The following is a 24,947-nucleotide window of genomic DNA, read 5'->3' as shown; positions in this document are numbered from 1 at the left end:
AGCGGCTTTTTCTATTTGCAAGCCGCAAAAAGCAAAAAAATCCTCGGCGCGCAGTTGTTCGGCTGCGACATGCCCAGGATTTCGGAGAGCCCGATTAGCCATTGTTGCTCATTGCAAAATACGCACGTGTTTCTTTGCGGGATTGAGGCGTCAATACGCGATCAAGCTCTTCATTCAACCAAACAAGCGATTTATTGCGCAGCACGTTGCGCATACTATCTTCTGCTTCGAGCATCGTCAAGTTAATCACGCAGGGCGAAGCGAGCGCGCATTTTGCATATTCTTCGTCGCGGCATAGATAACTGTTATTTTTGATGTTTTTGCATTGAAAGATGGGCGTAGCGCCTTCGACGGCTTCAACGACATCCCAAAACGATATATCCGCAGGAGACTTGGCTAATTTATAGCCTCCTTTTACGCCGGGAATCGAGCTGACAATACCGGCTTTCGTTAATTTACCGAAAATCTTCGAAAGATAGGTCTCCGAAATCCCCTGAAACGAGGAGAGCTCTTTGATCCCGATCGCAGCATCCGAAGGAATATCGATTAAATAGACTAAGCAATGCAGGGCATATTCAACGCCGATACTATACTGCACGCAGACACCTGCTTTCTGGACACGAAGGTTGTTAGTAATCATCTTAGGTGGATTTAAAACCCTTGTCAAATCGGGGGATTAGGCGATTTCCAGCGAATTAAAGCCTCCAAGCGGTTGACAGCCGAAACTGAAAGGTCTATATTGTAGACAAGGTTAATCGACGATTGATGTTATCGACGATAAAGCTTGATTTATAAAAATAGACATGTTGGAGGAGATTATGATGAACGTTCGATTCGACCATACTCAGGTAAGCCCAGGTGCGATGCAAGCGATGTTGAAGCTGGAAGGGTTCATTAAAACAAGCGGGCTGGATGCCAATCTCTACGAACTCATTAAGATCCGGTCGTCGCAAATCAACGGCTGCGCTTATTGCTTGAACATGCACACGAAGGATGCCCGCAAACTCGGCGAGTCGGAGCAGCGGATTTACTTGCTTAACGCTTGGCGCGAAGCGCCTTTCTATACCGACAAAGAACGCGTGGTGCTTGAGCTTACGGAAGCGGTAACCCGCATCTCCGAGCAAGGCGTGCCGCAGGAATTGTACGATCGCGTCCGGTCGCACGTGGATGAAGTCGAATATGTAGCTATCATTATGGCCATCAATACCATTAACGCTTGGAATCGCATCGCCATTTCGACGGGAATGTTCCCGGAACAGGACTAAAGAGAGGCATCGGCAAAATGAGCTACAACATCCTTCTATTCGATCTGGATGACACCTTGTTAGACTTTGCCGCGAATGAAACGGCTTCGTTAAGCAAGCTGTTCCAGCAGCAAGGCTATACGTTCTCGGAGGAGCTGTTTAGCCACTATAATACCGTCAACAAACAGCTATGGGCCGATTACGAGAAAGGGACGATCGTCTTAGATGTCGTGTTGAACGCCAGATTCTCGGAGACCATGCTGAGATTGGGACACGTCGTGGATGGCGCAGCTTGGGAAGAAGCGTACCGGGAGCTATTGGGCAGCGGAGAACAGGTGTTGATCGAAGGCGCTATGGAAGTCTTGCAGCGCTTATCTGCGACTCATCGGCTGTTCGTGATCACGAATGGGATTGCCCACACGCAGATCAAGCGATTGAAGCAGTCCGGCTTGCATGCATTTTTCGAAGAGATATTCGATTCTCAGAGCATCGGATTTCAGAAGCCTTCCCCGCATTTCTTCGATTGCGTGACGAGTCGTATTCCGGATTTTAATCGGAGAGAAGCACTGATTATCGGGGACTCATTGAATACGGATATTAAAGGCGGCCTGCTGGCAGGCATAGATACCTGCTGGGTGAACAGGCATTCGCAGCCGGCCTCCGCGGAGATTCCAAGCACCTACACGATTACAAGCTTAGCGGAGCTTTATGAGATCTGCGCTACGTTAGAAGAGAATCATGACGACATGAGTGATTGATCGATTGGATAGGGTAAATCAGAAGAGCCGGCTCATCTCCCAAGCGAGAGATGCCGGTTTTTGTTTGGTCTACGGCATAGTCGTTCGTTAAGAAATTGAATTGCGTTTATATAAGTCCGGATTACATCGACAATTTATTGCCGCATATAATGTGAGGAAAAACGCGATTGAACGATGATGAAAACCGGAGGATTACCGATGTCTCAAACGACTCAAGTCTCAGGCGCCAAACGAAGCTATGCATGCATGACGATCATTTTGTTCTGGTGCGGGTTGGTTGTTCTATCTGGCATGTACATCACGATCCCGCTGTCCGACGTTTTCACGGAAGCCTTCCGAATCAGCTCGAGCCAAGCGGCATGGATCGGGAGTTCGTATTCGCTCTGCTATGCGCTGGGTTGTCTCCTGTATGGCCCATTCTCCGACAGGTATGGGCGAAAGGTGTTCTTGGCAGCGAGCATGATTGGTTTAACGGTCGTTACCGTCGTGACGGGATTCGTGGATCATTATGGCGGACTCGTTGTTCTTAGAGGCGTTCAAGGATTGGCCGCTTCCGCATTCGCACCGATATCGCTCGTGTACGCAGGGGAAATGTTCCCGCCTCTCAAGAGGCTGACCGCCGTTGGATTCATAAGCTCGGGTCTGTTAATGGCAGGCATTGCGGGGCAGGTATTTAGCGGAATCGTCCATGCTTATTGGGGTTGGCATGCCATCTTCTATATTCTAGGGACCGTGTACGGCCTTACCGCGCTGCTTGTGATCGGCTTTCTTCCGAGTGACGACGAGCCAAGGCCGAAAGAACGTGTTTTGGCGAAGTTCAAACAAATGGCGATGCTGCTGAAACAAAAACAGCTGTTGTTGGCGTTCTCCATCACGTTTATGCTTTTATTGTCTTTAGTGGGCATGTACACCGTGCTGGGAAGTTATTTAAGCGCCGTGAAATTCGGACTGTCCGCGCAGGAGATTCTTTCTGTTCGCGCGATTGGAATCGCAGGGATGCTGTTGGCGCCTTTTTCCGGACGAATCGCGCATCAACTTGGTATGGCAGTCGTTCTCCAGGGAGGATTAGCATTAGCGGCCATTGGATTGCTTGCTTTAGGATTCAGCTCTTCCGTGCCGGTCATGGTCCTCATGAGCGTGGTGTTCGTAGCAGGGATCGCGTTAGTAACTCCCGTTCTGATCTCCATCGTCAGTCAACTCGGAGGACCCGCAAGAGGAAGCTCGATTTCGTTCAATGCCTTTATTCTCTTCCTTGGCGCCAGCACGGGACCTCTGGCAGTCGCGAAATTAATCACGACCGAAAACTATTCGCTATCCTTCGAGCTGTTGGGTTCCATGCTCATTGTAGGCGTTGTCATTTCCTTTCTCCTGAAATTACCGGCGAAGGGAGCAGGGAAAAGCGAAAAGGTTTCTTCCCTATCAGCCGATTGACGCGCATAAAACGACTATAACCATTCTTTCACTTGCCGGTGCGCGGCTTCGTATGGCTTAATATAGATGTCGGGCCGACGAAATCTTCGCGAAAGGAGCTGATCCAGTTGATCAAACACACAGAGGTGATTTCCGCCTAAAGCGGAAATCGTCATAACGTGGAGGGGGGCCGCAAGGCCTCCCTTTTTATCGCATCGCATGGATGACGGATCAAACCGTTTTCAATTATACTGTAAGATAAGCAGGATGCAGCAGCATGCTGGCGGATTCTCAAATTGACGAGAGGGGGCGTTAACGTGAACATAACGATTGCTGAAGCCGATGTCTTGGCCGAAACGATTAAGGAGGTTTACGTTGAACTACAAAAATGGAAAAGATGTGCTTCCCCCTAGACTCTTGGAAGAACTCCAGCATTACATTCAAGGAGAATTGCTCTACATCCCGAAGCCGCAGAGCGAACGCGCCGCTTGGGGCGAGAAGAGCGGATCGCGCGTCATGATCAAACGGCGCAACGAGGAGATTTACTTGCGCTACGCGGGCGGAAGCACCGTACAGGAGCTTGAACGGCAGTATCATTTGTCCGGCGACAGCATCCGCAAAATTATTTTTAAGCTGCGAAGCGCAGCGGCGTTTCCGTTAACCGAGCGAGAAGCCATTGATGCGCCCGCGCCAATCATGTATGAAGCCGTTCAGGCAGGTAAACATTGATACCAGCCCGTCCTGGCTAAGGGACGAGTCAATCATATAGCGAAAATAACGAACAAGAGCAGGCGCTTCGGCGCCTGCTCTTGTTCGTTAAAGCGAGATCGTGGAACAATGAAGACCGACGATCATCGAAGGGAGTGCCGGGTCTTCGCTTTATTCTGAATCAAGATCGTCAGGCTGACGAGAGTAACGAAGATCGTTGCTCCCATGTCGGATAGAATAGCGACCCATAAGGTCAACCAACCGGGAATCGTAAGCAGCAAGGCAAGCAGCTTCAGCCCCATCGCCACGCCGATATTGAAGCGAATGACGCGATTTACGAGGCGGGCTACATGAATCGCTTCGGGCAGCTTGCCAAGGTGATCCTGCATCAATACGACATCCGCGGTTTCGATCGCGCTATCGGTTCCTTTGCCCATGGCAATTCCGATCTGCGCGGAAGCGAGAGCGGGGGCATCATTTATGCCGTCGCCGATCATGCCTACCGTGCCTTGCTTGGCTAGCTCCTTCACTTTGGCGACTTTATCTTCCGGGAGAAGGTTGCCGAAGTACTCCGTTACGCCGACCGCGTGGGCCACTTTCTCAGCCGTCTTCCGATGATCGCCCGTGAGCATGACGGTATGGCGAATACCGTTCTTATGCAAGGCCGCGATAACGGATTTGCTTTCCTCGCGGATCTCATCGGATAGTCCGAACATCCCGAGAACATGATGTTCACTTGCCACAAGAACCAATGTAAGACCCTTTTCTTTTAATAGTTCGATCGTGGCTTTGACATCGGCAGGGATTGCTAGATGCTGCATGCTTGTTTCGTTGCCTAACCAGTATTTATTGCCCTCGTACGTGGCGACGATGCCCTGACCGGAGATGGCTTCGATATCATCGGCATCGTTAAAGCTGACGTTTGAAGCTGCCACGTGCTTCATGATCGCTTTGGCAAGCGGGTGAGAAGAAGTTTTCTCGATGGCTCCCGCTATAGGCAGCAGCCTGCTCTCGTCATAGACGATCACTTCCTCGACATACGGCTCGCCTTTCGTTAACGTTCCGGTTTTGTCGAACGCCAACGTATCCAGTTTGCCTAATTGCTCGAGGAATACGCCGCCTTTCACCAATATACCGTTACGTGCATTACGCGCAATTCCGGCGACGATCGCGATCGGAGACGATAAGATCAACGCGCAAGGACAGCCGACGATAAGCACGGCAAGGCCCTGATACAACCAGTCTGACCAATCGCCTCCAAGCAGGAGAGGGGGAACGACGATAACCAATCCAGCTATGATCATGATCAACGGCGTGTAATATCTAGCGAAATTGTTTATGAATAGTTCCGTCGGCGTCTTGGTTTCCTGCGCTTCTTCCACCAGATGGAGGATCTTGGCCAATGAAGAATCCTGATAAGCTTTATCGATTCGGATGTGCAATACGCCTTCATTATTGATGCTTCCCCCGAATACCGCTGCGCCCTCGGCTTTATCGATGGGCAGAGATTCGCCCGTTATAGCCGCTTCGTTCACCGAGCTTTTGCCTGCCGTGACCGTTCCGTCGGATGGGATTTTCTCTCCCGGTTTGACGACGACTACGTTGCCGATGGCAAGCGTCCCGATGGGAACAACCTTTTCGGCGCCGTTCACGATCATGGTGGCTTCCTTGGGCGCGACCTTCAACAGCGTCTCCATGGAACGCCGGGCCTTCTCCATGCCAAGCCCTTCAAGCAGCTCGTTGATGCCGAACAGTACGGCGACCAAAGTGGCTTCCTTCCATTCGCCGATCGCTACCGCGCCTGCAAGCGCGATGGTCATTAACGTGTCGATGTTGAATTTCAGCTTCAGGAGGTTCTTGAGACCCTTGAAGAAGGTCGTATATCCGCTCAATGCAATCGCGATCAGGTATAGCAGGATGACAGTGGAGGCTGCCGAACGGCCGTCCATCAGAATTGCCGCTAAGTAAAGAACGGTAGAAACGGCAAGGTATCCAATGATTTTCTTGTTCCCATGGCTATGATCGTGATCGTGACCATGACCGTGATCGTGACCATGCTTGTGACTATGACCGTGATCGTGATCATGACCGTGATTATGACTATGACCGTGATCATGGTTATGACCGTTTTCATGTGCATGATCATGTCCATGACGATGCTCATGTCCTTCATGTGCGTCCGCGATCGGAGTCTCGATATAGGCGCGGTCGGCTTTGAGAATATGCCTGATTCGATCCAACGAAACGCGTTCATCCACCTGCAGCTTGCCGCTATTGTAGCTGAGCGTCGCTGTTTCGCCGTGCTCTAATCGACGGATTTCATCCTCAAGCTCGCGCGCGCAATTTCCGCAGGACAGACCTTTAACGCGATATTCGATCATCCATGATCATCTCCCGATAACATGTGAATACTTGCTCATATATTAAAGTTGTTCGGTGTGAAAGTCAATCCATTTATGAGTATCTGTTCATATGTTATCTTATGTTGGAAACGCGAGGTGTTGTGAGGGAAGTCAGCCTAGATCGTAAGCTTTTCGAAAAGCGATTAACTTGCTATACTTATTGAAAAAATGTGTTGTCAAAGGTGATGTACGATGGAATTGGAAAAACAAATCATAGACATGTGCGACAATACTTGCGACGGAACAGAGACGGATTTGTCCATGGTTAAACAAAAGATGGTTGATGAGCATTCCGCCTACGAATTAGCCGAGTTATTCAAAGCACTGAGCGACCCCACGCGCGTTAAATTGATCGGCGCCTTATTAATCAACGAATTATGCGTTCATGACCTATCCGTTCTGCTTGAAATGGGGCAGTCGGCCATCTCGCATCAATTAAGATACTTACGGAATTTAAGAATCGTGAAACGAAGGAAATCAGGAAAAACGGTTTATTACTCGCTTGACGATTCGCATATCGAACAGATCTTTGTTCTGACCTTGCAGCACTTGAAGCACGAATAATGTGATGAACGCTGCTGGGGACTTTCGACGGAAACGAAGAGGATTATTCAGGAAAGACGGAGAAGTAGAGTGAACTCTACGATAAAGGATTGTGATAGCCAAATGAATCAAATCGGAGCGATTATCCGACAGGGTCCGCAGCATTGGGCGATTATTCAGCAGGCTGACGGTCTCGGAAGCATCGCGTTATCCGGGATCTGGGCGATTGGCGAAGAAGAAACATGCACGGCCGCGCAAGTCTATGCTCGCATAGTAAGCGAAGAGGATGCCAGAGAGGTTCTTGCTTGGCAGCCAGCAAACATGGTAGCCGGGCAGGCATGGGAACTCACCTTGAACGCAATTCCCCAAGGCGGGCTGTACCGGCTGAAGACGTGTCTGCAGCTTGATCAGCAACCGGCCTTGGAGTGGGCCATTCGCGGCGATATGGTCCATCATATCGGGATCGGCGATCTATGGGTCATAGCAGGGCAAAGCAATGCGGCCGGCTACGGGAAAGGCCCGTTCCGGGATGCGCCTCAACCGGGCATCCATTTGCTTCGCAATAACGGACACTGGGACTTGGCTTCGCATCCTTTCAACGAATCGACGGCTTCGATTCATTTCGAGAATCGGGAACGAGCGAATCCCGGCCATTCTCCCTTCCTGGCGTTTGGCAAACTGGTGCACAAGGAGGCAGGCATCCCGATCGGCTTGGTACAGACGGCATTGGGAGGTTCTCCGTTAAATGCTTGGAATCCGGACGAGGATGGCGTCCTGCATCGCAATATGATGAAGAGCATCGCATCCGTCGGCGGCAGGGTGCGCGGGATTCTCTGGTATCAGGGCTGTTCGGATTGCTCGCCGGCGGACTCGGCCAGCTACCTGGAACGGTTCGATTACACCGTGCGATACTGGCGCCGCGAGCTGAACGATGAAAGACTGCCGGTCCTGACGGTACAGCTTAATCGCTGCACGGATTCGGCAACGGAAGAAGTCGACCGGTCCTGGGGACGCGTGCGGGAAGCGCAGCGCCAAGCAGCGCTGACCCTGCCTCACGTTTATGTCATACCGGCCTTGGACTGTCCATTGTCTGACGGTATTCATAATAGTCCGGCGGGGAATATGATCATTGGAGAGAGAATGGGCAAGACGGCATTGGCGCATGTCTACAAGCAAGCAAATTTACATACGGAAGCGCCTTCCCTCGCTTCAGCGGCATGCACGGCAATCGATGATCGCCCAAGCATTCGATTGCAATTCGCAAACGTATCCGGTTACCTGTTGCCCATCGGTCCCGTATCTCAAGTGTTCGCAGTCGAGGACGCAATAGGCGATATCGAAATCAGCAGCTGGCAAATAACCGGACGCAGCGAAATTACCTTGACGCTGGCTAGAGCCGCAGAGGGCGAAACGTTCGTGCACGGGGCTTACCAAATGAATCCCTCGAGCTTCCTGCCGCTCGATTCCGGAACGTATATGCCTATTCTCGCTTTCTATGGTCAACGTGTGCTGTGATTGAGCGCTGTAATGGCGTGCTGAAATTAGATATGGAATCTCATAAGAACGAATGAACGAAGAAGCCGCAGCGATGCGGCTTTTTGTTATGGCGAGTTTCGGTTCATGATTCATGTGCAGGAAGATTGAAACAGTTTCCGCCGCTCTGCGTATAACTTCTCTAAGACAGGCACTGCTTTTTAACCATACACTAGGAGGAAATATCCGAAATGCAAGAAGGCGAAAGTCGAATCCGTTTTTGGAAGATCTTGAAAAAAGGCAACACATCTTCGGCAAGCGCAGCAATCGGCAATGCGGGTATCGCGATTATGAAAGGCATTGCTGCCGGTTTAACCGGAAGCGGGGCCATGTTCGCGTCGACGATGCATTCCGTTGCCGACACCATTAACCAGGCTTTCGTATTTGCCGGAAGCGTGCTGGCGGAGAAGCAACCTACGAAGCGTTTCCCGTCCGGATTCGGCCGAGTGATTAACCTGTTCTGCATGATCGCCGTTATCGTGGTAACGGTCATGGCCTATGAAACCATTCGAGAAGGGTTTCATTTGTTATCGCATCCCTCAGAATCGCACGGGTTCTGGCTGAACCTTATCGTATTGCTCCTGTCCATTGTCGTAGATGGATATGTCTTGGTGAAAGCCATGAAAGAAATCGTCCATGAAGCGCGCGTAGAAGCGAAAGGCTTTGGCATCGTGGCTGCTTCCTTTCGTAATGTCGGACGGGCAGCTCCGCCGACGCGCTTGGTCTTCTACGAAGACTTAGTCGGAACGACAGGCGCCTTCCTGGCTTTGATCGCCGTTGTCGTAACTTCCGTAACCAACTTTACGCTTCTGGACGGAATATCGACGGTACTCATTGGATTGCTAATGGTAGCCGTTGCGTTCAGGGTAGGGTATGACAACATGATGGGGTTAATCGGAGTCGCCGCTCCGCCGGAAATCGAAGAAAAAGTCGCGAATATCATATTTTCCCATCGGAAGGTGACGGATATTTATCAAATGCGCATTCTTCAAGAAGGCCGATATTACCACGTCGAAGGTCTTATTGAATTAACCCCTGGATTATCGCTGGCCGATGCGGACGATATTAAATTCAAGGTGAAAAGCAGGCTGCTGGACGATGCGGATATTACGGATGTCACGATTGGCATCATTGAAGATAATGGCGTGACCAATTGGAGGGCCGACAGGCTGAAATCGAACGTTTAACGATGAGGGGACTGTGCAAACAGTCCTTTTTTTGTTTCCCATGGCGGTGGAGAAGCACGACAAGGATGACCTTATGGCTATTATGGCTATTATGATCTGCGCAAGTATCAACTATGCGGATTCTGGCTATCGTGAATGCCAATCTAAAGAAATGGTCGTGCTCGTGTCACAAAAATATTGATTGTCTCGTTATATGTCCGAAGCGCTGAAACGCTGAGGCAAGAACACAAATACAACAGAAGAGAGAGGGATATACGAATGACACAACGAGTAAATTACATGCAGCAATCGCCGGAGTTCGTTAAGAAGCTTATGGGACTTAGCGGAGCCGAGAACGAAAGCGCGATTGAACAGAGCATCCGCGATCTGATTCACATCCGGGCATCGCAATTGAATGGCTGCGGATTCTGTCTGGACATGCATGTCAAGGAAGCTAAAATCCACGGCGAGCGCGAGCTTCGTCTCTATCACCTCTCGATTTGGCGGGAATCGACTTTGTTTACACCGCGTGAGCGCGCATCGCTGGCCTGGACCGAGATTCTGACCAAGCTGCCTGAGCACGGCGTGCCTGACGAAGTGTACAACCGCGTTCGCGAACATTTGTCCGAGAAAGAAATTTCCGATCTGACCTTCTCCATCATGGCCATCAACGCTTGGAACCGTATCAGCATCGGCTTCAAGAGCGAACCAGGTTCTGCCGACGCGGCGTTCGGACTGACGAAAGCGGGCTTGAGCTAACCGGAAGAATGAACCGCACGCCCTTGTCACAATAGAATGAACGAATCATAAAACGGAGGTATACAATCATGACGCAACGAATCAATTACATGCAGCAATCGCCGGAATTTTTCAAGAAACTGATGGAACTTAGCGGCGCCGAGAACGATAGCAGCATTGAACAGAGCATTCGCGATCTAATCCACATTCGGGCATCGCAGCTGAATGGCTGCGGATTCTGCTTGGATATGCATGTGAAGGAAGCGAAGATCCATGGCGAGCGCGAGCTTCGTCTCTATCATCTCTCGATTTGGCGGGAATCGACGCTGTTTAGCCCGCGTGAACGCGCAGCGCTGGCTTGGACCGAGATTTTGACCAATCTGCCTGAGCATGGCGTGCCTGATGAATTGTACGACCGCGTTCGCGGACAATTGTCGGAGAAGGAAATTTCGGACCTAACGTTCTCCATCATGACCATCAACGCTTGGAACCGCATCAATATTGGCTTCACGACCGCACCAGGTTCGGCTGACGCTGCGTTCGGATTGACGAAAGCGGGTTTGAACTAACCGGCTGCACGTAGAGAAGCAGAGCCAACAAGAGAGAAATAGGATAAAGGGCAACAAGAAGGAGCTGCGGCGGCAGCTCCTTTTTCTATTCCGCAAACGATAAGGTTCCGTATTCTGGCATTCGATTTCCGTATATTTACTAGGCTTAGGCGATCGAAGACGGTATGCTCCATATGCCCGACCACGCTGCAGTCGTTTCGACCTTCCGGATATCGAAGCCGATCCCGTAGCATCTTCAACGCCATATAAAGCTGAATTAGCCCTTTTTATAGCTGGCAGGCGAGTACCGCTATTATTTGAACGCTCCTCCATAGAATGAAGGATGATAGAATAATAGGAGGAGAAGTATGGCCATTAGAAGAATCGGGGAAAAGAAGCTGATCGCCAACAAGGTTGTTTCCAAATCTTCCGTCTCCCAATATTCCATCGCCAATAAGTCCGTCTCCAATCCATTCAACGCCAAAAAGTCCATGCCCAATAAATCATGCGGCACCAAACTAACGGTATCCTGCAAAGCCTGCTCGTGCAGGAAGCGGCGAATCTGCAAGAAGAAATGGGTTTGCCCGACGACGGCGAAAAGACGCAAATCGGCGTTCCGCGCACTCTCCGGCGCCAATCTCACGTTAACGGAGGGCGAGTTCCAGAAAGTGCAATACCAAGTCGAAGAATTGGATCTACTTAATGAATACAATTCGTCCATATCGATCTTCCGTCCCAAGCAGCCCGGCGTATACTCGCTATTGGCGAGCGTTTCGTTTGAACAGCATACGCTTACGCCGGTATCGATGGAGCTCCAAATCCGGATTAATAATGTGCCGCGCATCTCGGATCGCGAAGCGTTCACCCCTAAGCAAGGCATAATTACCGCTTCCGGCATCATTAATTTGAAGCCGAAGGACAGAGTCGAGGTTTTTACCAAGCCGAATGGGGATAGCGGTTGGGCGTTAAGCGGATTCGCAACCCGTTTTGAAGGCGCCAGAATTGGATGAAGCCGAACGATAGCTGATTAAGGTCGCGTAAATCGCGGCTTTTTTGGCATGTTGGGATAAAGTCGCTGCCAAATAATCATGATAAAACGGTAGCGATACGGGTTGCATATCGATTCAAAAGGAGCGGGAGAATGGGAAAGCTTGAAGGGAAAGTGGCACTGATTACGGGAGGCAATAGCGGAATCGGGTTGACGACCGCGAAGCTGTTCATTGCCGAAGGCGCGAAGGTCGTCATTACGGGCCGGAATCAAACGACGTTGAACTCGGTGGCGGAAGAACTCGGCTCGAATAGCCTGGCGGTTCAGGCGGATGCAGCCGATCCGGCAAGCATGGAGAACGCGGTTGCCGAAGCGGTCGCAGCCTTCGGCGGGCTGGACATCGTTTATGCGAATGCCGGCATCTCTTCAGCTACGCCGCTAGGAGGCACGACGCTCGCCGTATTCGAGGAAGTACTTAAGATCAACGTAACCGGCGCCTTCTTCACGGTTCAAGCCGCGCTGCCGCATTTGAAAGCAGGGTCATCGGTCATCTTAACCGGCTCTACGCGCGCTACGGACGGCGCATCGCACAGAGCTGCCTACGCGGCAAGCAAAGGCGCCGTCAGCAGCATGGCAAGAGTGTTCGTCTCTGAGCTGTCTCCGCGCGGCATCCGCGTAAACACGGTGGTGCCCGGCGCTACGCGCACGCCGATTTGGAACAAGTCGACCGCTGAAGAAACCGCGAAGCTGGAAGCCTCGCAGGCGCGTACGATCCCGCTTAACCGGATGGCGGATCCGGAGGAAATCGCCGCTGCTGTCCTGTTCCTGGCTTCCGATGATTCGTCCTACGTGCAGGGAGCCGAAATTACCGTTGACGGGGGAGCGCGCTCGGCACCGCTGGGGGCTCCGATCTACACGTCAAAATAAACTCGCCGAGGGTGAAGGAAAATAGCTTATCTTTCTAGAAAGATAAGCTAAGCCCTTATGAGAGGACCCTCCGACGCATGCTCTTTCATTCAGACTTATTCCTCAATGCCTTTATTATTTTCCTGCCTTTGATTTTTTACCGTCCTTTCTATAAATACAAGAATCCATTCTTCGTTTACTTGCTGTTTCTTGTCCCATTGATCATCACGATGACGTTCCCCGTTAAGATGTTCAACTCGGTGCTGGACCTAAGAGGAGTTCCTCTGATAATAGGCTCCTTGTACGGCGGCTTATACGCATCGCTCCTGTTATTCGGAAGTCTTATCGTATACCGATTTTTATTGGGCGGCATCGATATCCTGCCTTACATCATCGCGCTTCTACCGACTTTCCTGCTGCTTTGTTTCTTGTTCAGAATCTATGAGAAAGCCACTGCAAAGAAGAGAATGTTCCTCGTATTTGGAATATGCTTCTTCTTACGTACGACGGTCGTCAATCTATATGCGCTAATGTTGGGGAATACAGATTATTTCGTATCGTCGTACTTGCCCAATCTGCCCATCATACTCGTGCAATGTACGCTGGCGGTCATGCTCGTGTTTATGATCGAGACGATTCGTAATCATATTCAAATCCAGGAAGAGATCATTAAAGTGGAAAAAATGAGGGTGGTCAGCGAGATTGCGGCATCCGTCGCCCATGAAGTCCGAAACCCCTTAACCTCCGTCAGGGGCTTCATCCAATTGCTTGCGGATCCAACCTTAAGCGATCGCAAACGCCAGCAATTCTCCGCGATAACGTTGGAGGAGCTGGATCGGGCCGAATCCATTATTTCCGATTATTTATCGCTGGCCAAACCTCAAAATGAAAAGCTTGAAGCCATCGAGCTTGAAGAAGCGTTAGTCAAAGCATTTCAAATCTTAAGCTCTTATGCCAATTTGCAAAACGTGGAGATCGTCACCGAATTCGATTCGAGCGCTGCGGTCTATGGCAACCAGGCAAAATTTAGGCAAGCTTTAATCAATATCGGCAAGAATGGCATCGAAGCCATGCCTAACGGGGGAACATTAACCCTAAAATACAGCACGGACGATGATTCCCGTACCGTAAAAATAACCATCCGCGATACGGGCGTAGGCATGAACAAGGAACAGCTTAACCGGCTGGGATCGCCATATTATTCAACGAAGGACAAAGGCACGGGGTTAGGGACCATGGTTATATTCAGCATCATAGACGGAATGAACGGTCATATCGAGGTTCAGAGCAAGGAGGGGGCGGGCACGACTTACGTGATCACCTTGCCCTTAGCTTAGCGCTTTAGCCGACCCGCGTGACTCGCTCTTCCGAATATAAGCTGCAATGGCAAGGCCGCGTAAACCGCGGCCTTTTTTGCGTTTTGCCGCATGCGACGGACATGGTCCGGCGGGCAATCACCCGGTGCGGAGAATGATAAGCAAACGATAAGCTTTTGTTAAGAATTGCGAGACGCGCGCGTTAAGCTTTCTCCTCTATACTCCTACTTGTTACATAAACGAGAGGAGTTCAGACCATGGTTTTTTCCAGCTTAATCTTTCTGTATCTATTCTTGCCGGCCCTGCTCATTGCGTTTTACCTCTTCAAGTGCGCGTCCTACCGGATTTGGATTTTGATTCTCTTTTCGTTTGCTTTCTATGCGTGGGGAGAGCCCGTATGGATCGTGCTGCTCCTGGCAGCAGCCATGGCGGGGTATCTGTTTGCGCTCGGCATCGAGAGGTTCAGGGCCACATGGCTGGCCAAAGCGTTATATATTACGGCAATCGCGGTCAATATCGGACTATTGGGCTTTTTCAAATATGCAGCGTTTCTCGTCGACAACCTGAACGCGTTCTTGCCGATCGACCTTCCCCGCCCGGAAGTCGCGCTTCCGATCGGAATTTCGTTTTTTACCTTCGAAATCATTTGTTACTTAACCGACGTGTACAAAGGCGCGATCACGGCACCAAGGTCGCCGAAGAAAATTCTGCTCTACGTCTCTTTCTTCCCGCACCTGGTAGCGGGACCGATTATCCGTTATTCCGACATCGAACGTCAGATCGAGCGCCCCGCGGTGTCGATGGCCGGATTCAGCGAAGGCATTACCCGTTTCGCGATCGGCCTGGGCAAGAAGGTGATCTTCGCCAACCTGCTCGGCGAAGTCGCTTCGCAGATGCTTCAGCCCAGTGCGGATTCCGCCTCCGTGCTCGGTATCTGGTTCGGCATCAGCTTGTACGCCTTGCAAATTTATTTCGACTTCTCGGGGTATTCGGACATGGCGATCGGCCTCGGCAAGATGTTCGGCTTCGAGCTTCGGGAGAACTTCGATTATCCGTACGTTTCGAAATCCGCGGGCGAATTCTGGCGCCGATGGAACATGTCGCTTGGCGGTTTCTTCCGCGATTACGTGTACATCCCATTGGGCGGCAACCGCAAATTTTATGTGAGAAATCTGTTCATCGTCTGGTTCTTGACCGGATTTTGGCACGGAGCGAGCTGGAATTTCATTATATGGGGACTTTACTTCGGGGCGCTGATTTTCATGGAGAACCTGTGGCTCGGGAAGCTGCTGGCCAAAGCGCCGGCGTTCGTCGCCCATGGCTATGCAACGGTCGCGATGCTGGTCGGCTGGGTCTGGTTCTATTTCACGAATTTGAAGGACGCGGTCAAGGCGCTGCTGACGATGTTCGGGCTGTATCATCGCGAGTTCGCCTCGCCGGAGCTGCACATCTATTTCAAAGAAAATCTGCTGCTGTTCGCCGCCGCGATCGTTGCATCGACGCCGGTTACGAAATGGCTGCTGCGCCGATTGACCAGACTTTTCCCGCGTCTTCATGCCGGCATGGCGGTCGTTGGAGCGCAGCTGCTCAACATCGCGCTTCTGATTGTTTCCACGACCATGCTTGTCGGAAGCACATATAACCCGTTTCTTTATTACCGATTTTGATGGAAGAGGGAATAGCAATGAACGTCAAAGTAAATCTCGGTTTGTTTTTAATCGTAGTGTTCGGCTTCGGTGCCGTGAATTTGCTGCACGCACGCTCGCATAGCGTATCCGACCTGGAACAGAGGGAGCTCGCGCAACGACCGGCTTTCAGCGTGAGGGGACTGCTCAATGGCGAGTATGCGCGCAAGGTAGACGATTATTTCTCCGACCATTTCGCTTTCCGCGAATCGTTCCTTCACTTGGGCTCGAATTTGAAGGAGCTGAAAGGCATCCCCGAATCGAACGGCGCCTCGATCGTCGAGCAGGGCGGGGACAACACCGGAGAAGACCTCGGCGATGGAGACGGGGGAGCGGGAAGCGCGGTCGTGAACAAGAACGCCGTCAAATATTTAATCTTGAAGGATCGGGCCATCACGTTGTTCGACTATTCGGCCGATGCGGCGGATCAGTATGCGAAGTCGCTTAACCGGCTCAGGGAAGCCGTCGACCCGGCCGTCAAAATGTATTCCATGCTAGCCCCGAATTCCGCTGCCTTCATGGATAACGAGACCTATAGGGCGATGTCGGATTCGCAGCAGGAGGCTTTCGCCCATATCGACGAACAGCTCGATCAGGAGATCAGCGTGGTCGATGCCTACGGCGCGTTGGACGAGCACAGTAAGGAAGATATCTTCTTCCGCACCGATCATCACTGGACCGCGCTCGGAGCGTACTACGCGTATGCCGAGTTGATGAAGACGATGGGTGAACAGCCGGTGCCGCTGGATCAATACAAGACCGGAACGGTTAAAGGGTTCCTCGGCTCGGCGTACAAAGAAACATTGAGCGACAAACTCAAGGCGCATCCGGATACGATTACGTATTATCGGCCCGATCTGGATTATACGTACACGGCACATACGGCAACCGGAAAGTCCCTTAACCTGAAGGTCGTCGATCCTCATTATGCGTCGAAGACGAGCGGCTATTATTCCGTCTTCATGAATGGAGATTACCCATGGGGAGAAATAACAACGGGTGCCGGTAACGGTAAAAGGCTCGTCGTCGTCAAGGATTCCTACGCCAATGCAATGATTCCGTTCCTGCTTCCGCATTTCGAAACGATCGATTATGTCGATCTCCGTTATTACGAGGGCAGCTTGACGGATTTCATCAGCCAACACCGCATTACCGATGTTTTGGTGCTGAGCAGCTCCACGGCCGCTCGCACAACGGGCATGGCGAAGCTGTTGAACGACAAGACCGGTCATGCAGCCGCAAAATGAGTGCCGGCTCTTAACGTGCATACGATCGCAAGCAGGAGTCGACGGAAGAGTCGGCTCCTACTCGCGTTCCAGTCCTGGAGAATGCCGCTCGTTTCGTCTTCCGCGAGTTTCGAAGCTGGAAGGTTTATATGGTATATTTGCTAAAATGACACGCGGAGGCTGAACAGTCTGCCGCGCTCAAGCCAACATTATCCGGAGGTAGCTATGTCCGCAACGGAAACGATCCTCATCGTCGACGATGAGAAAGAAATCATCAAACTTATGGAGATCTATTTGAAGAACGAGGGCTATGAGCTTCTCATGGCATCCGACGGCTTGGAGGCGCTCGAAATCCTGCAGAAAAGCGCCGTCGACCTGATCATCCTCGACGTGATGATGCCGCGACTGGACGGCATCGAGGCTTGCATGCACATCCGCGAGGAGCGCGATACGCCGATCATCATGCTGTCGGCCAAAAGCCAGGACATCGACAAAATCGCCGGCCTTAGCATCGGCGCGGACGATTACGTAACCAAGCCGTTCAATCCGTTGGAACTGATGGCTCGCGTCAAATCCCAGCTCCGCCGGTATAAGCGCTTCGACAAGCGGGCGGCCGACAATCCGAACGAGATCGTCATCGACAATCTGGCCATCAATATCGCGATGCATACCGTAACCGAGGATCAACGGGAAATTAAGCTGACCCCGCGCGAATTCGCCATTCTCAAGCTGCTTGCCGTCAACCGCGGCATCGTGCTGAGCATGGATCGCATTTATGAGGAAGTCTGGAAGGAGCAGTACATGGAATCCAAAAATACGGTGATGGTTCATATTCGGAAGCTCCGCGAAAAAATCGAGCTCGATCCCCGAAACCCCCAATACATCAAGACGGTATGGGGCATCGGCTACAAAATGGGAGGCGCCTAAAGAGGAATGGGAATCCATACGAAGCTTGGACGGTTTTATTCCCTGCGTACTAAATTACTGGTTACGATGCTCTGGAGCATCGTTGCCGCCCTTGCGCTCCTGTATGTGCTCCGGCAGCTGGTGAATTTATTGTACGAGAATACGCTGCTGTTCTGGCCGCTTCCCTGGCTGATCAATCATGTAGGCTCAAGGCCGATCATGGCCGCAGCCGGCGTTATCTTGTTCGTCCTTCTGTACTACCTGTTCGCGAGAGGAACTGTCCGCTATCTGAAGGAAATCGATATGGCCTTGCAGGAGATCGGCAACGGCCGGCTTGATCTGGAAATTCCGGTGCGGACCTCGGACGAGCTGGGCGCGATCGCGGACAGCATCAACAAGATGACGGAAGGGCTCGATACGTATATGGCGTCCATCCGAACCGGGTTGGATGAAATCGCGGAAGGGCGGTTCGACAGCCCGATTCCCGTCCAATCCGGAGAGCTTGCCCGCGTGGCGGACAGCATCAATCGGATGGCTTCCCAGCTCAGCCGTTCCATCGAGGAGGAGCGGAATGCGGAGAAGTCCAAGAACGACTTGATCACGGGCGTATCCCACGATCTGAGAACGCCGCTCACCTCGATCATCGGCTTCCTCGAGGTCATCGAGGAGGACCGTTACCGGGACGAGACGGAACTGCGTCATTATGTCAATATTGCCTATGAGAAGTCGCTCAGCCTGAAGAAGCTGATCGACGAGCTGTTCGAGTTCACGCGGGTGAACAACGGCTTTCCGATCCAACCGGTCAAGCTGGACCTCGTCGGCTTTCTCCGGCAACTTGCCGAGGAGTTCGTCCCCATTCTAGAACGGGCCGAGGTCACCTGCCGCATCCGAGCGGAAGAGGAAGAGCTGTTCATCATGGCCGACGGCGACCTGCTCGTCCGCAGCTTCGAGAATCTGATCGCGAACGCCATCCAATACGGGGCCGAAGGGCGGGATATCGATATTACCGTTCACCGCGAAGATGGTTGGGCGATCGTGCGGTTCATTAATTACGGCGAGCCGATTCCGTCCCGCGACTTACCGTTCATATTCGACCGTTTCTATCGCGTGGAGCGCTCCCGGTCCAAGTCGACCGGGGGGACGGGACTCGGTCTCGCCATCACCAAGAGCATCGTCGAAAAGCACGGCGGAAGGATAACGGCGATGAGCAACCCGAAGAGAACCATGTTCGAGACGCGGTTCCCGGTGATCGTTGACGCAGAGATCGAGACGCCTGAAACGGAGCACACGATATACATGTGATAAGCGTAGAAAACGGCAGCCAATGACGGCTGCCGTTTTCTCATTCAACGACGATTCTAGTTAGCATGAAATGATCAATGAAGCTCCGAGTAAACGTGATTGTTCTCGAATAATTGCCTGACCTGGTCGGCCATGAACAACGTGGAATGCGGCATTTGCTGGCGGATCCACCACTCCACGATGCCAATGAACGCGGAGGCCATGAACTGGGCTTTCAGCTCATGGTCGATGACGGGCACATTGTCCGGTCGTTCCATTTTCAGCATAAGACTGTTCGATATGAAATTCAGCAGTTGATCGCGGAATAGAAAGGCCCGTTGATTGGAAAACATAGCAGAAAAAAACGCGAAATGCGCATGGAAATAATCGAATACCGGTTTGGGATCCTGCACCATGCCTTGGTTTTCCGCCGTGTTCTCCCGGTTCTTGCACAGCGAGATCAGTTCGTTGATGTGATCTTCGATGCATTTATCCAAGAGGTCGTATTTGTCGGTGTAATGCAAATAGACGGTGCCGCGATTCACGTTGGCACGTGCCGCGATTTCGTTGATGGTGATTTGTTCGAAATCCTTCTCCGCAAAAAGCTCGAGAAACGACTTCGTAATGGACTGCTTGCTTCTGAGTACGCGGCGGTCGGTTTTAACAACGGGTTCCATAGGGTTCGTTACCTCCGGCAGTTAATCAACAGTTTTGAGGCTGGTGTTGGATATGAGACATATACGCATCGATCAACCATTGAGTAGTTGGTGCTTCTGTTTATAATATTAATCAACGGCCGTTAAATATTCAACATGTGTTAGATAACGTATATAATTTGAACTTCATCCAGTACCTCTGAGTCCTCAAAAAATAAGCGAATTAAAGGAGCATGCAACTATGGAAAACGTGCAAAATAAAGTAGTCATTATTACGGGAGCCTCCAGCGGAATCGGAGAAGCGGCAGCGAAGCTGCTGGCCCAGAACGGCGCGAAAGTAGTATTGGCTGCACGAAGAGAAGAGCGTCTGCACGCGATAGTAAATGACATTAAAGAAGCCGGCGGAGAGGCTGTTTCCATAAAAGCCGATGTCGTTTCAGCGTCGGATATGCAGCGCTTGGCCAAGTTTACTTTAGATACGTATGGCCGAATCGATGTCCTGGTGAACAATGCAGGGGTCATGCCGAGCTCCAGGCTGAATGAATTGCGCATCGAAGAATGGGATCAAATGATCGACGTGAACATCAAAGGCGTTCTCTACGGAATCGCGGCGGTATTGCCCGTCATGCGGGAGCAGCAGTCCGGTCACGTCATCAATCTCTCCTCAACGTCCGGCTACCAGGTTTCTCCGACATCGGCCGTGTACGCAGCGACCAAGTTCGCCGTCAGAGCCATCTCGGAGGGACTGCGCCTCGAAGAATCCCCGACTTCGGGGATTCGATCGACCGTGATCGCGCCAGGTCTGACGAATACCGAGCTGTTCGGCACCATTACGAGCCCGGAGGTGCAGGCATTCGCCAGTCAGCTAAGCGGCAAAGGGATTTCTCCTGCCAGCATTGCGAGAGCCATCGCGTTCGCCATCAATGAACCTGACGATACGCTGATCAGCGAGATCATGGTTAGGCCAACCGCATTGTAAGCCTTCTTTATTTCATCTAGGCGGCATTGTCGATTGTTTTCATTAATTGCCGAGAAGCCGAATAAGCCCGCGATCATCGCAGGCTTATTTGGCTTTTTCATTTATTCTCCTTTTTCATATCGTTCATGATTTATTGCGAGGGCAACATTCTTCTCGAAGATGTCCTGCAATTGCTCCGCCATCGTTTGCGGAGACAAGGGCATCCCATTCTTAATCCACCATTCCACGACTCCGACAAAGGCAGAGGCCATGTATTGCACGATAACTTGCTTGTTATCTTCTTGTTGGATGTCTCCGATGTTCAATCGCTCGCGAATTCCATTTCTCACCATCAAGCTCAGCTGTTCTTGAAAACAAGTGATTCCTTTATTGCTTAACATGGAGGAGTAAAACGCGAAGTGCTCTTCAATGTATTGCAACAATGGCAGCGGAGACTGAATGATAGGGATGCTTGCCTCGCCAGATTTCGCTAAGGTGCAATAATTCAGCATCGTGCGCAAATGATCTTTGATGCAATTGTCGAGCAAGTCGTATTTGTCCGAATAGTGGAGATACAACGTCCCCCGGTTTAGATTGGCTCTTTCCGAGATGTCGTTGATCGTAATGTTTTCGAAGCTTTTCTCGGACATGAGCGCAATCAGCGCCGCGTGGATCGCTTCCCTGGTCTTGAGGATTCTTCGATCGACTTTAGGCATGGCGTACCGTCACCGTTCCTTTTGTTGAAATGATGATGAACAGACGTAATTGATCTGTTGATTAGTGTACAGAATCGAATCGATTAGCGATTGAGAAATAATGCGGGTGATCTATAATGATAATCAATAGATGTCAACTAATCAACTGTTGTTGACTATCTAGACAATTTAAAGGCAGACTGAGAGCCCCTCAGCTGTGCCAATCAGAGGAAAGAGGCGAAGAAGTCATGAAAATAGAGGTCTGGTCGGACGTGATGTGCCCGCTGTGCTATATCGGCAAAACGAATTTGGAAGCAGCGTTGGAACAATTCGAGCATCGGGCTGAAGTAGAAGTGGTGTATCGGCCGTTTCAGCTATTCCCTCAGGCGCCGAGCCGTACCGGCAAAGACTACTATGCTTGGACGGCCGAAATTCATGGCGGCGGCATGACTGCCGACTACGTGAGGGAAAGCAATAAAGCGGTGATCCGAATGGCGAAAGACAATGGCCTTGATTATAATCTCGACACCTTGATTCCATCCAATACGTCCGATGCGCTTCGGGTCGCCGTCTATGCCCAAGAATCGGGAAAAGCCGGAGCGTGGTTGTCGCGGGTTTATAAAGCTTACTTCACCGATTCGTTGGATATCGGCGATCACGATACGCTTGCCAAGCTTGCGGGCGAGAGCGGCCTTGATAGCCAAGAAGTTCTTGCTATGCTGGGAAGCGATAGATACAAGGACACGATGAAGAAAGAGCGGCAATATGGCACGCAGCTTGGGATTTCAGGCACTCCGTTCTATATTTTCAACGATAAGTTCGCCGTATCCGGGATCAGGACGAGCAGCGCGTTCTTGGAAGTGCTTGAGCAAGTGTGGAGAGACGAGCATCCCTTGCAGATGATTGGCACCCATTCGCTCGGCGATTCCGAGGGCGGTGTTTGCGGAGTGGATGGTACTTGCGCGATATAACGTGGACCAAGCGTGGACCAAGCGCGGACCAACGTAATAGAAACACTTGAAGCAACTCCGGCAACGGATCACAACTTATTTAACTACAAGGGGAGAACATCATATGCATCCGAATAATAAACCTATCCTTCAACCGTTTATGCTCCCTTCGGGCGTACAGCTTAAGAATCGCGTAATCATGGCGCCGATGACCAACTCTTCCTCACTTGAGGACGGGGGCGTATCGGAGCATGAACTGGCCTATTATCGCGAGCGCTCAAGCGGCGTGGGCGCGGTTATTACGGCGAGCAGCCATGTATCGCCAGAACGAACTGCTTTTCGCAACGAACTCGGCGCGGATGACGATGCCTTGATTCCGGGACTGAGAAAACTGGCGGGTACCATTCAAGGACAAGGAGCGAAAGCGATTTTACAAATCTACGATGCGGGCAGGATGGCTTCGCCGGAATTGAATAACGGCAAGCAGCCTGTCAGCGCCAGCGGCATTGCCTCGGAACGTCCAGGCTCGGTTGTTCCAAGAGTGATGTCGGAGGAAGATATTGAAGCCACGATCCATGCGTTCGGCGAAGCGGCTCGCAGAGCCATCGAAGCAGGTTTTGACGGCGTTGAGATTCAAGGCTCCAATACGTACTTGCTGCAACAATTCTTTTCTCCCCATTCCAATCGCAGAACCGACCGGTGGGGAGGGACGATCGAGAATAGGATGGCATTTCCTCTGGCCGTAATCGAAAGCGTGAAGAAGTCGGTTGCCGAGCATGCGAAGACGCCGTTCATTGTCGGCTACAGACTGTCGCCCGAAGAAAGAGAAAACCCGGGGATAACGATGGAAGACACGCTTCGATTGGCTGACGTCCTGGCGGAACAGCACCTCGACTACGTTCATGTCTCCGTGAGAGGTTTCTGGGAGGGATCGATGCGGGATGAGGATGATCGACAATCGCGCGTGCTGCTGATCCAAGAGAGGGTGGGGAATCGTGTACCCGTAATCGGGGTCGGAGGATTATCTTCTCCGGAAGATGTTAGTCGAGCGCTGGACGCTGGCGTGCCTTTACTGGCTTTGGGGCATGCGATCATTATGGAACCGAAATGGGTCGAGAAGGTGTTAAGCGATCAAGAAAACGAGATCCGAACGACCTTGCCGAGAACGGCGCAGCAAGAATTGGTGATCCCGGATGCGATGTGGAACATGCTGATTAACGTTCCTGGATGGTTCCCGGTCGTTTAATGGTAATCTGACAAGAACTATGATGATCTTGGAAGCCGCGTAAATCGCGGCTTTTTGTCATACCTGGGGACTGAACCACCACCAAGTTCAATGGAGAGTATGGTTATTGAATTAATTTCGATCAAAATAGTCGGAATAATATTGAAATCCCATCATCTCCATGTTATTATCTCATTGTGATAATCAGTTACTTAAATATGATAGTAAAATTCAGAGGAGGTTCAAAGGATGAGCATGAATGCGAGCACGAAGAAGGTTATTCAAATCGACGCCAATCCGCGGCGGGTGCGGGTGAAGTTTGCCGGGGAAACGATCGCCGACAGCAAGCGGGTACTGACGCTGCATGAACGCGGCCATCTGCCTGTCTATTATTTTCCGCTGGAGGACGTTAGAACGGATCTGCTCGTGCCCTCCGATCATGGCTCCTATTGCCCGTACAAGGGCGATGCGTCGTACTGGAATATCGAGGCGAACGGCCGGATATCCGAGAACGCGGTGTGGGGCTATCAGGAGGCGATCGCGCCTTCCGAAGCGATCAAAGGTTATGTAGCCTTTTATTGGAATAAGGTCGATGCGTGGTTCGAGGAAAACGAAGAAATCTTCGTGCATCCCCGCGATCCGTACAAACGCGTGGACGCGCTGCAAAGCTCCCGCCATGTTCGCGTCGTGATCGACGGCGTTACCGTCGCGGAGAGCCGCCGCCCCGTCATCGTATTCGAGACCGGCCTGCCGGTACGATACTATCTGCCGATCGAGGATATCCGCCAGGATTTGCTGACGGCAACCGAACATCGGACGCGCTGCCCTTATAAAGGAGAGGCTTCTTACTGGAACGCGGAAATCGACGGCAAGACGCATGACAATATCGTGTGGAGCTATGCCGATCCGATTCCCGAAATCCCGAAAATCAAAGGACTGCTATCGTTCTATAACGAACGGGTTGAGACGTATATCGACGGGGAGCGCGATGGCGATTTGACCTGGCATCTCTCGGCGCTCGACTTCTTTAACGCCAATGAAATCAAGCCGGTACACGCATAAGTTCGGATTCGCAGGCGGCACGATAGCGACATAACTGAATTCA

24 protein-coding genes are annotated in these 24,947 nt (G+C 51.5%); 20 read left to right on the top strand and 4 right to left on the bottom strand.

Annotated features, from left to right (window positions below; all coding sequences use genetic code 11):
- Positions 1–94: 94 nt before the first annotated feature.
- On the bottom strand, positions 95–598 hold the full coding sequence (locus AC0YNU_RS07435; RefSeq protein WP_475754807.1) for an RrF2 family transcriptional regulator: 504 nt from the start codon (positions 596–598) through the stop codon (positions 95–97).
- Between the two features lie 220 nt (positions 599–818).
- Between AC0YNU_RS07435 and AC0YNU_RS07430 the strand changes: the two genes are divergently transcribed.
- From AC0YNU_RS07430 to AC0YNU_RS07415, 4 genes are all read left to right on the top strand, one after another.
- Positions 819–1,265, top strand: a complete 447-nt coding sequence (locus AC0YNU_RS07430; protein WP_475754804.1) for a carboxymuconolactone decarboxylase family protein — start codon at positions 819–821, stop codon at positions 1,263–1,265.
- Between the two features lie 17 nt (positions 1,266–1,282).
- On the top strand, positions 1,283–2,002 hold the full coding sequence (locus AC0YNU_RS07425) for a YjjG family noncanonical pyrimidine nucleotidase (protein WP_475754802.1): 720 nt from the start codon (positions 1,283–1,285) through the stop codon (positions 2,000–2,002).
- Positions 2,003–2,176: 174 nt separating this feature from the next.
- On the top strand, positions 2,177–3,433 hold the full coding sequence (locus AC0YNU_RS07420; protein ID WP_475754800.1) for an MFS transporter: 1,257 nt from the start codon (positions 2,177–2,179) through the stop codon (positions 3,431–3,433).
- 354 nt (positions 3,434–3,787) lie between these two features.
- A complete protein-coding gene (locus AC0YNU_RS07415; protein WP_475754799.1) occupies positions 3,788–4,141 on the top strand; it encodes a CD3324 family protein in 354 nt (117 codons plus the stop codon).
- A 122-nt stretch (positions 4,142–4,263) separates the two neighbouring features.
- Here the strand turns inward: AC0YNU_RS07415 and AC0YNU_RS07410 are convergent, their stop codons facing one another.
- Positions 4,264–6,501 (bottom strand): heavy metal translocating P-type ATPase, encoded by a 2,238-nt coding sequence (locus tag AC0YNU_RS07410; RefSeq protein WP_475754796.1) that lies wholly within the window; start codon positions 6,499–6,501, stop codon positions 4,264–4,266.
- A gap of 213 nt (positions 6,502–6,714) precedes the next feature.
- Between AC0YNU_RS07410 and AC0YNU_RS07405 the strand changes: the two genes are divergently transcribed.
- The 12 genes from AC0YNU_RS07405 to AC0YNU_RS07350 all read left to right on the top strand — a co-directional run bounded on the left by AC0YNU_RS07405 (position 6,715) and on the right by AC0YNU_RS07350 (position 19,379).
- Positions 6,715–7,086, top strand: a complete 372-nt coding sequence (locus AC0YNU_RS07405; RefSeq protein WP_475754792.1) for an ArsR/SmtB family transcription factor — start codon at positions 6,715–6,717, stop codon at positions 7,084–7,086.
- A gap of 102 nt (positions 7,087–7,188) precedes the next feature.
- The gene (locus AC0YNU_RS07400) at positions 7,189–8,580 is read left to right on the top strand and encodes a sialate O-acetylesterase (protein WP_475754788.1); all 1,392 of its coding nucleotides are present in this window, start codon (positions 7,189–7,191) and stop codon (positions 8,578–8,580) included.
- Between the two features lie 209 nt (positions 8,581–8,789).
- A complete protein-coding gene (locus tag AC0YNU_RS07395) occupies positions 8,790–9,785 on the top strand; it encodes a cation diffusion facilitator family transporter (protein ID WP_475754785.1) in 996 nt (331 codons plus the stop codon).
- A gap of 258 nt (positions 9,786–10,043) precedes the next feature.
- Positions 10,044–10,523 carry a carboxymuconolactone decarboxylase family protein gene (locus AC0YNU_RS07390; RefSeq protein WP_475754783.1) on the top strand — a complete coding sequence of 160 codons (480 nt, stop codon included), beginning with the start codon at positions 10,044–10,046 and terminating at the stop codon, positions 10,521–10,523.
- Positions 10,524–10,591: 68 nt separating this feature from the next.
- Complete coding sequence (locus AC0YNU_RS07385; protein ID WP_475754781.1) at positions 10,592–11,071, top strand: carboxymuconolactone decarboxylase family protein; 480 nt, start codon at positions 10,592–10,594, stop codon at positions 11,069–11,071.
- Positions 11,072–11,418: 347 nt separating this feature from the next.
- Complete coding sequence (locus tag AC0YNU_RS07380) at positions 11,419–12,060, top strand: hypothetical protein (protein WP_475754779.1); 642 nt, start codon at positions 11,419–11,421, stop codon at positions 12,058–12,060.
- Positions 12,061–12,191: 131 nt separating this feature from the next.
- Positions 12,192–12,965, top strand: a complete 774-nt coding sequence (locus AC0YNU_RS07375) for an SDR family NAD(P)-dependent oxidoreductase (protein WP_475754777.1) — start codon at positions 12,192–12,194, stop codon at positions 12,963–12,965.
- A gap of 77 nt (positions 12,966–13,042) precedes the next feature.
- Positions 13,043–14,281: an ATP-binding protein gene (locus AC0YNU_RS07370; RefSeq protein ID WP_475754775.1), complete on the top strand. Its 1,239-nt coding sequence runs from the start codon at positions 13,043–13,045 to the stop codon at positions 14,279–14,281.
- Between the two features lie 236 nt (positions 14,282–14,517).
- The gene (locus tag AC0YNU_RS07365) at positions 14,518–15,927 is read left to right on the top strand and encodes an MBOAT family O-acyltransferase (RefSeq protein WP_475754773.1); all 1,410 of its coding nucleotides are present in this window, start codon (positions 14,518–14,520) and stop codon (positions 15,925–15,927) included.
- 17 nt (positions 15,928–15,944) lie between these two features.
- A complete protein-coding gene (locus AC0YNU_RS07360) occupies positions 15,945–17,192 on the top strand; it encodes a DHHW family protein (protein WP_475754771.1) in 1,248 nt (415 codons plus the stop codon).
- 204 nt (positions 17,193–17,396) lie between these two features.
- A complete protein-coding gene (locus AC0YNU_RS07355) occupies positions 17,397–18,098 on the top strand; it encodes a response regulator transcription factor (protein WP_475754769.1) in 702 nt (233 codons plus the stop codon).
- A 6-nt stretch (positions 18,099–18,104) separates the two neighbouring features.
- Positions 18,105–19,379 (top strand): sensor histidine kinase, encoded by a 1,275-nt coding sequence (locus AC0YNU_RS07350; protein WP_475754766.1) that lies wholly within the window; start codon positions 18,105–18,107, stop codon positions 19,377–19,379.
- A 74-nt stretch (positions 19,380–19,453) separates the two neighbouring features.
- On the opposite strand, the gene AC0YNU_RS07345 is transcribed toward AC0YNU_RS07350, so the two are convergent.
- Positions 19,454–20,035, bottom strand: coding sequence for a TetR/AcrR family transcriptional regulator (locus AC0YNU_RS07345; RefSeq protein WP_475754764.1), 582 nt, complete (start codon positions 20,033–20,035; stop codon positions 19,454–19,456).
- A gap of 220 nt (positions 20,036–20,255) precedes the next feature.
- On the opposite strand from AC0YNU_RS07345, the gene AC0YNU_RS07340 reads away from it, so the two are divergent.
- Positions 20,256–20,993 (top strand): SDR family oxidoreductase, encoded by a 738-nt coding sequence (locus tag AC0YNU_RS07340; protein WP_475754762.1) that lies wholly within the window; start codon positions 20,256–20,258, stop codon positions 20,991–20,993.
- 101 nt (positions 20,994–21,094) lie between these two features.
- Here the strand turns inward: AC0YNU_RS07340 and AC0YNU_RS07335 are convergent, their stop codons facing one another.
- Positions 21,095–21,622: a TetR/AcrR family transcriptional regulator gene (locus AC0YNU_RS07335; protein ID WP_475754760.1), complete on the bottom strand. Its 528-nt coding sequence runs from the start codon at positions 21,620–21,622 to the stop codon at positions 21,095–21,097.
- Between the two features lie 293 nt (positions 21,623–21,915).
- Between AC0YNU_RS07335 and AC0YNU_RS07330 the strand changes: the two genes are divergently transcribed.
- From AC0YNU_RS07330 to AC0YNU_RS07320, 3 genes are all read left to right on the top strand, one after another.
- Entirely contained in the window at positions 21,916–22,638 is a 723-nt protein-coding gene (locus AC0YNU_RS07330) for a DsbA family oxidoreductase (RefSeq protein ID WP_475754758.1), read from the top strand.
- 103 nt (positions 22,639–22,741) lie between these two features.
- Positions 22,742–23,863, top strand: coding sequence for an NADH-dependent flavin oxidoreductase (locus AC0YNU_RS07325; RefSeq protein ID WP_475754756.1), 1,122 nt, complete (start codon positions 22,742–22,744; stop codon positions 23,861–23,863).
- 228 nt (positions 23,864–24,091) lie between these two features.
- Positions 24,092–24,904, top strand: coding sequence for a DUF427 domain-containing protein (locus tag AC0YNU_RS07320; protein WP_475754754.1), 813 nt, complete (start codon positions 24,092–24,094; stop codon positions 24,902–24,904).
- Positions 24,905–24,947: the final 43 nt, after the last annotated feature.

It is taken from the genome of Paenibacillus sp. J31P316, from assembly GCF_056269105.1.
Note: the sequence above shows the minus strand (reverse complement) of the source record. Positions and strands in the feature narration are given on the sequence as shown.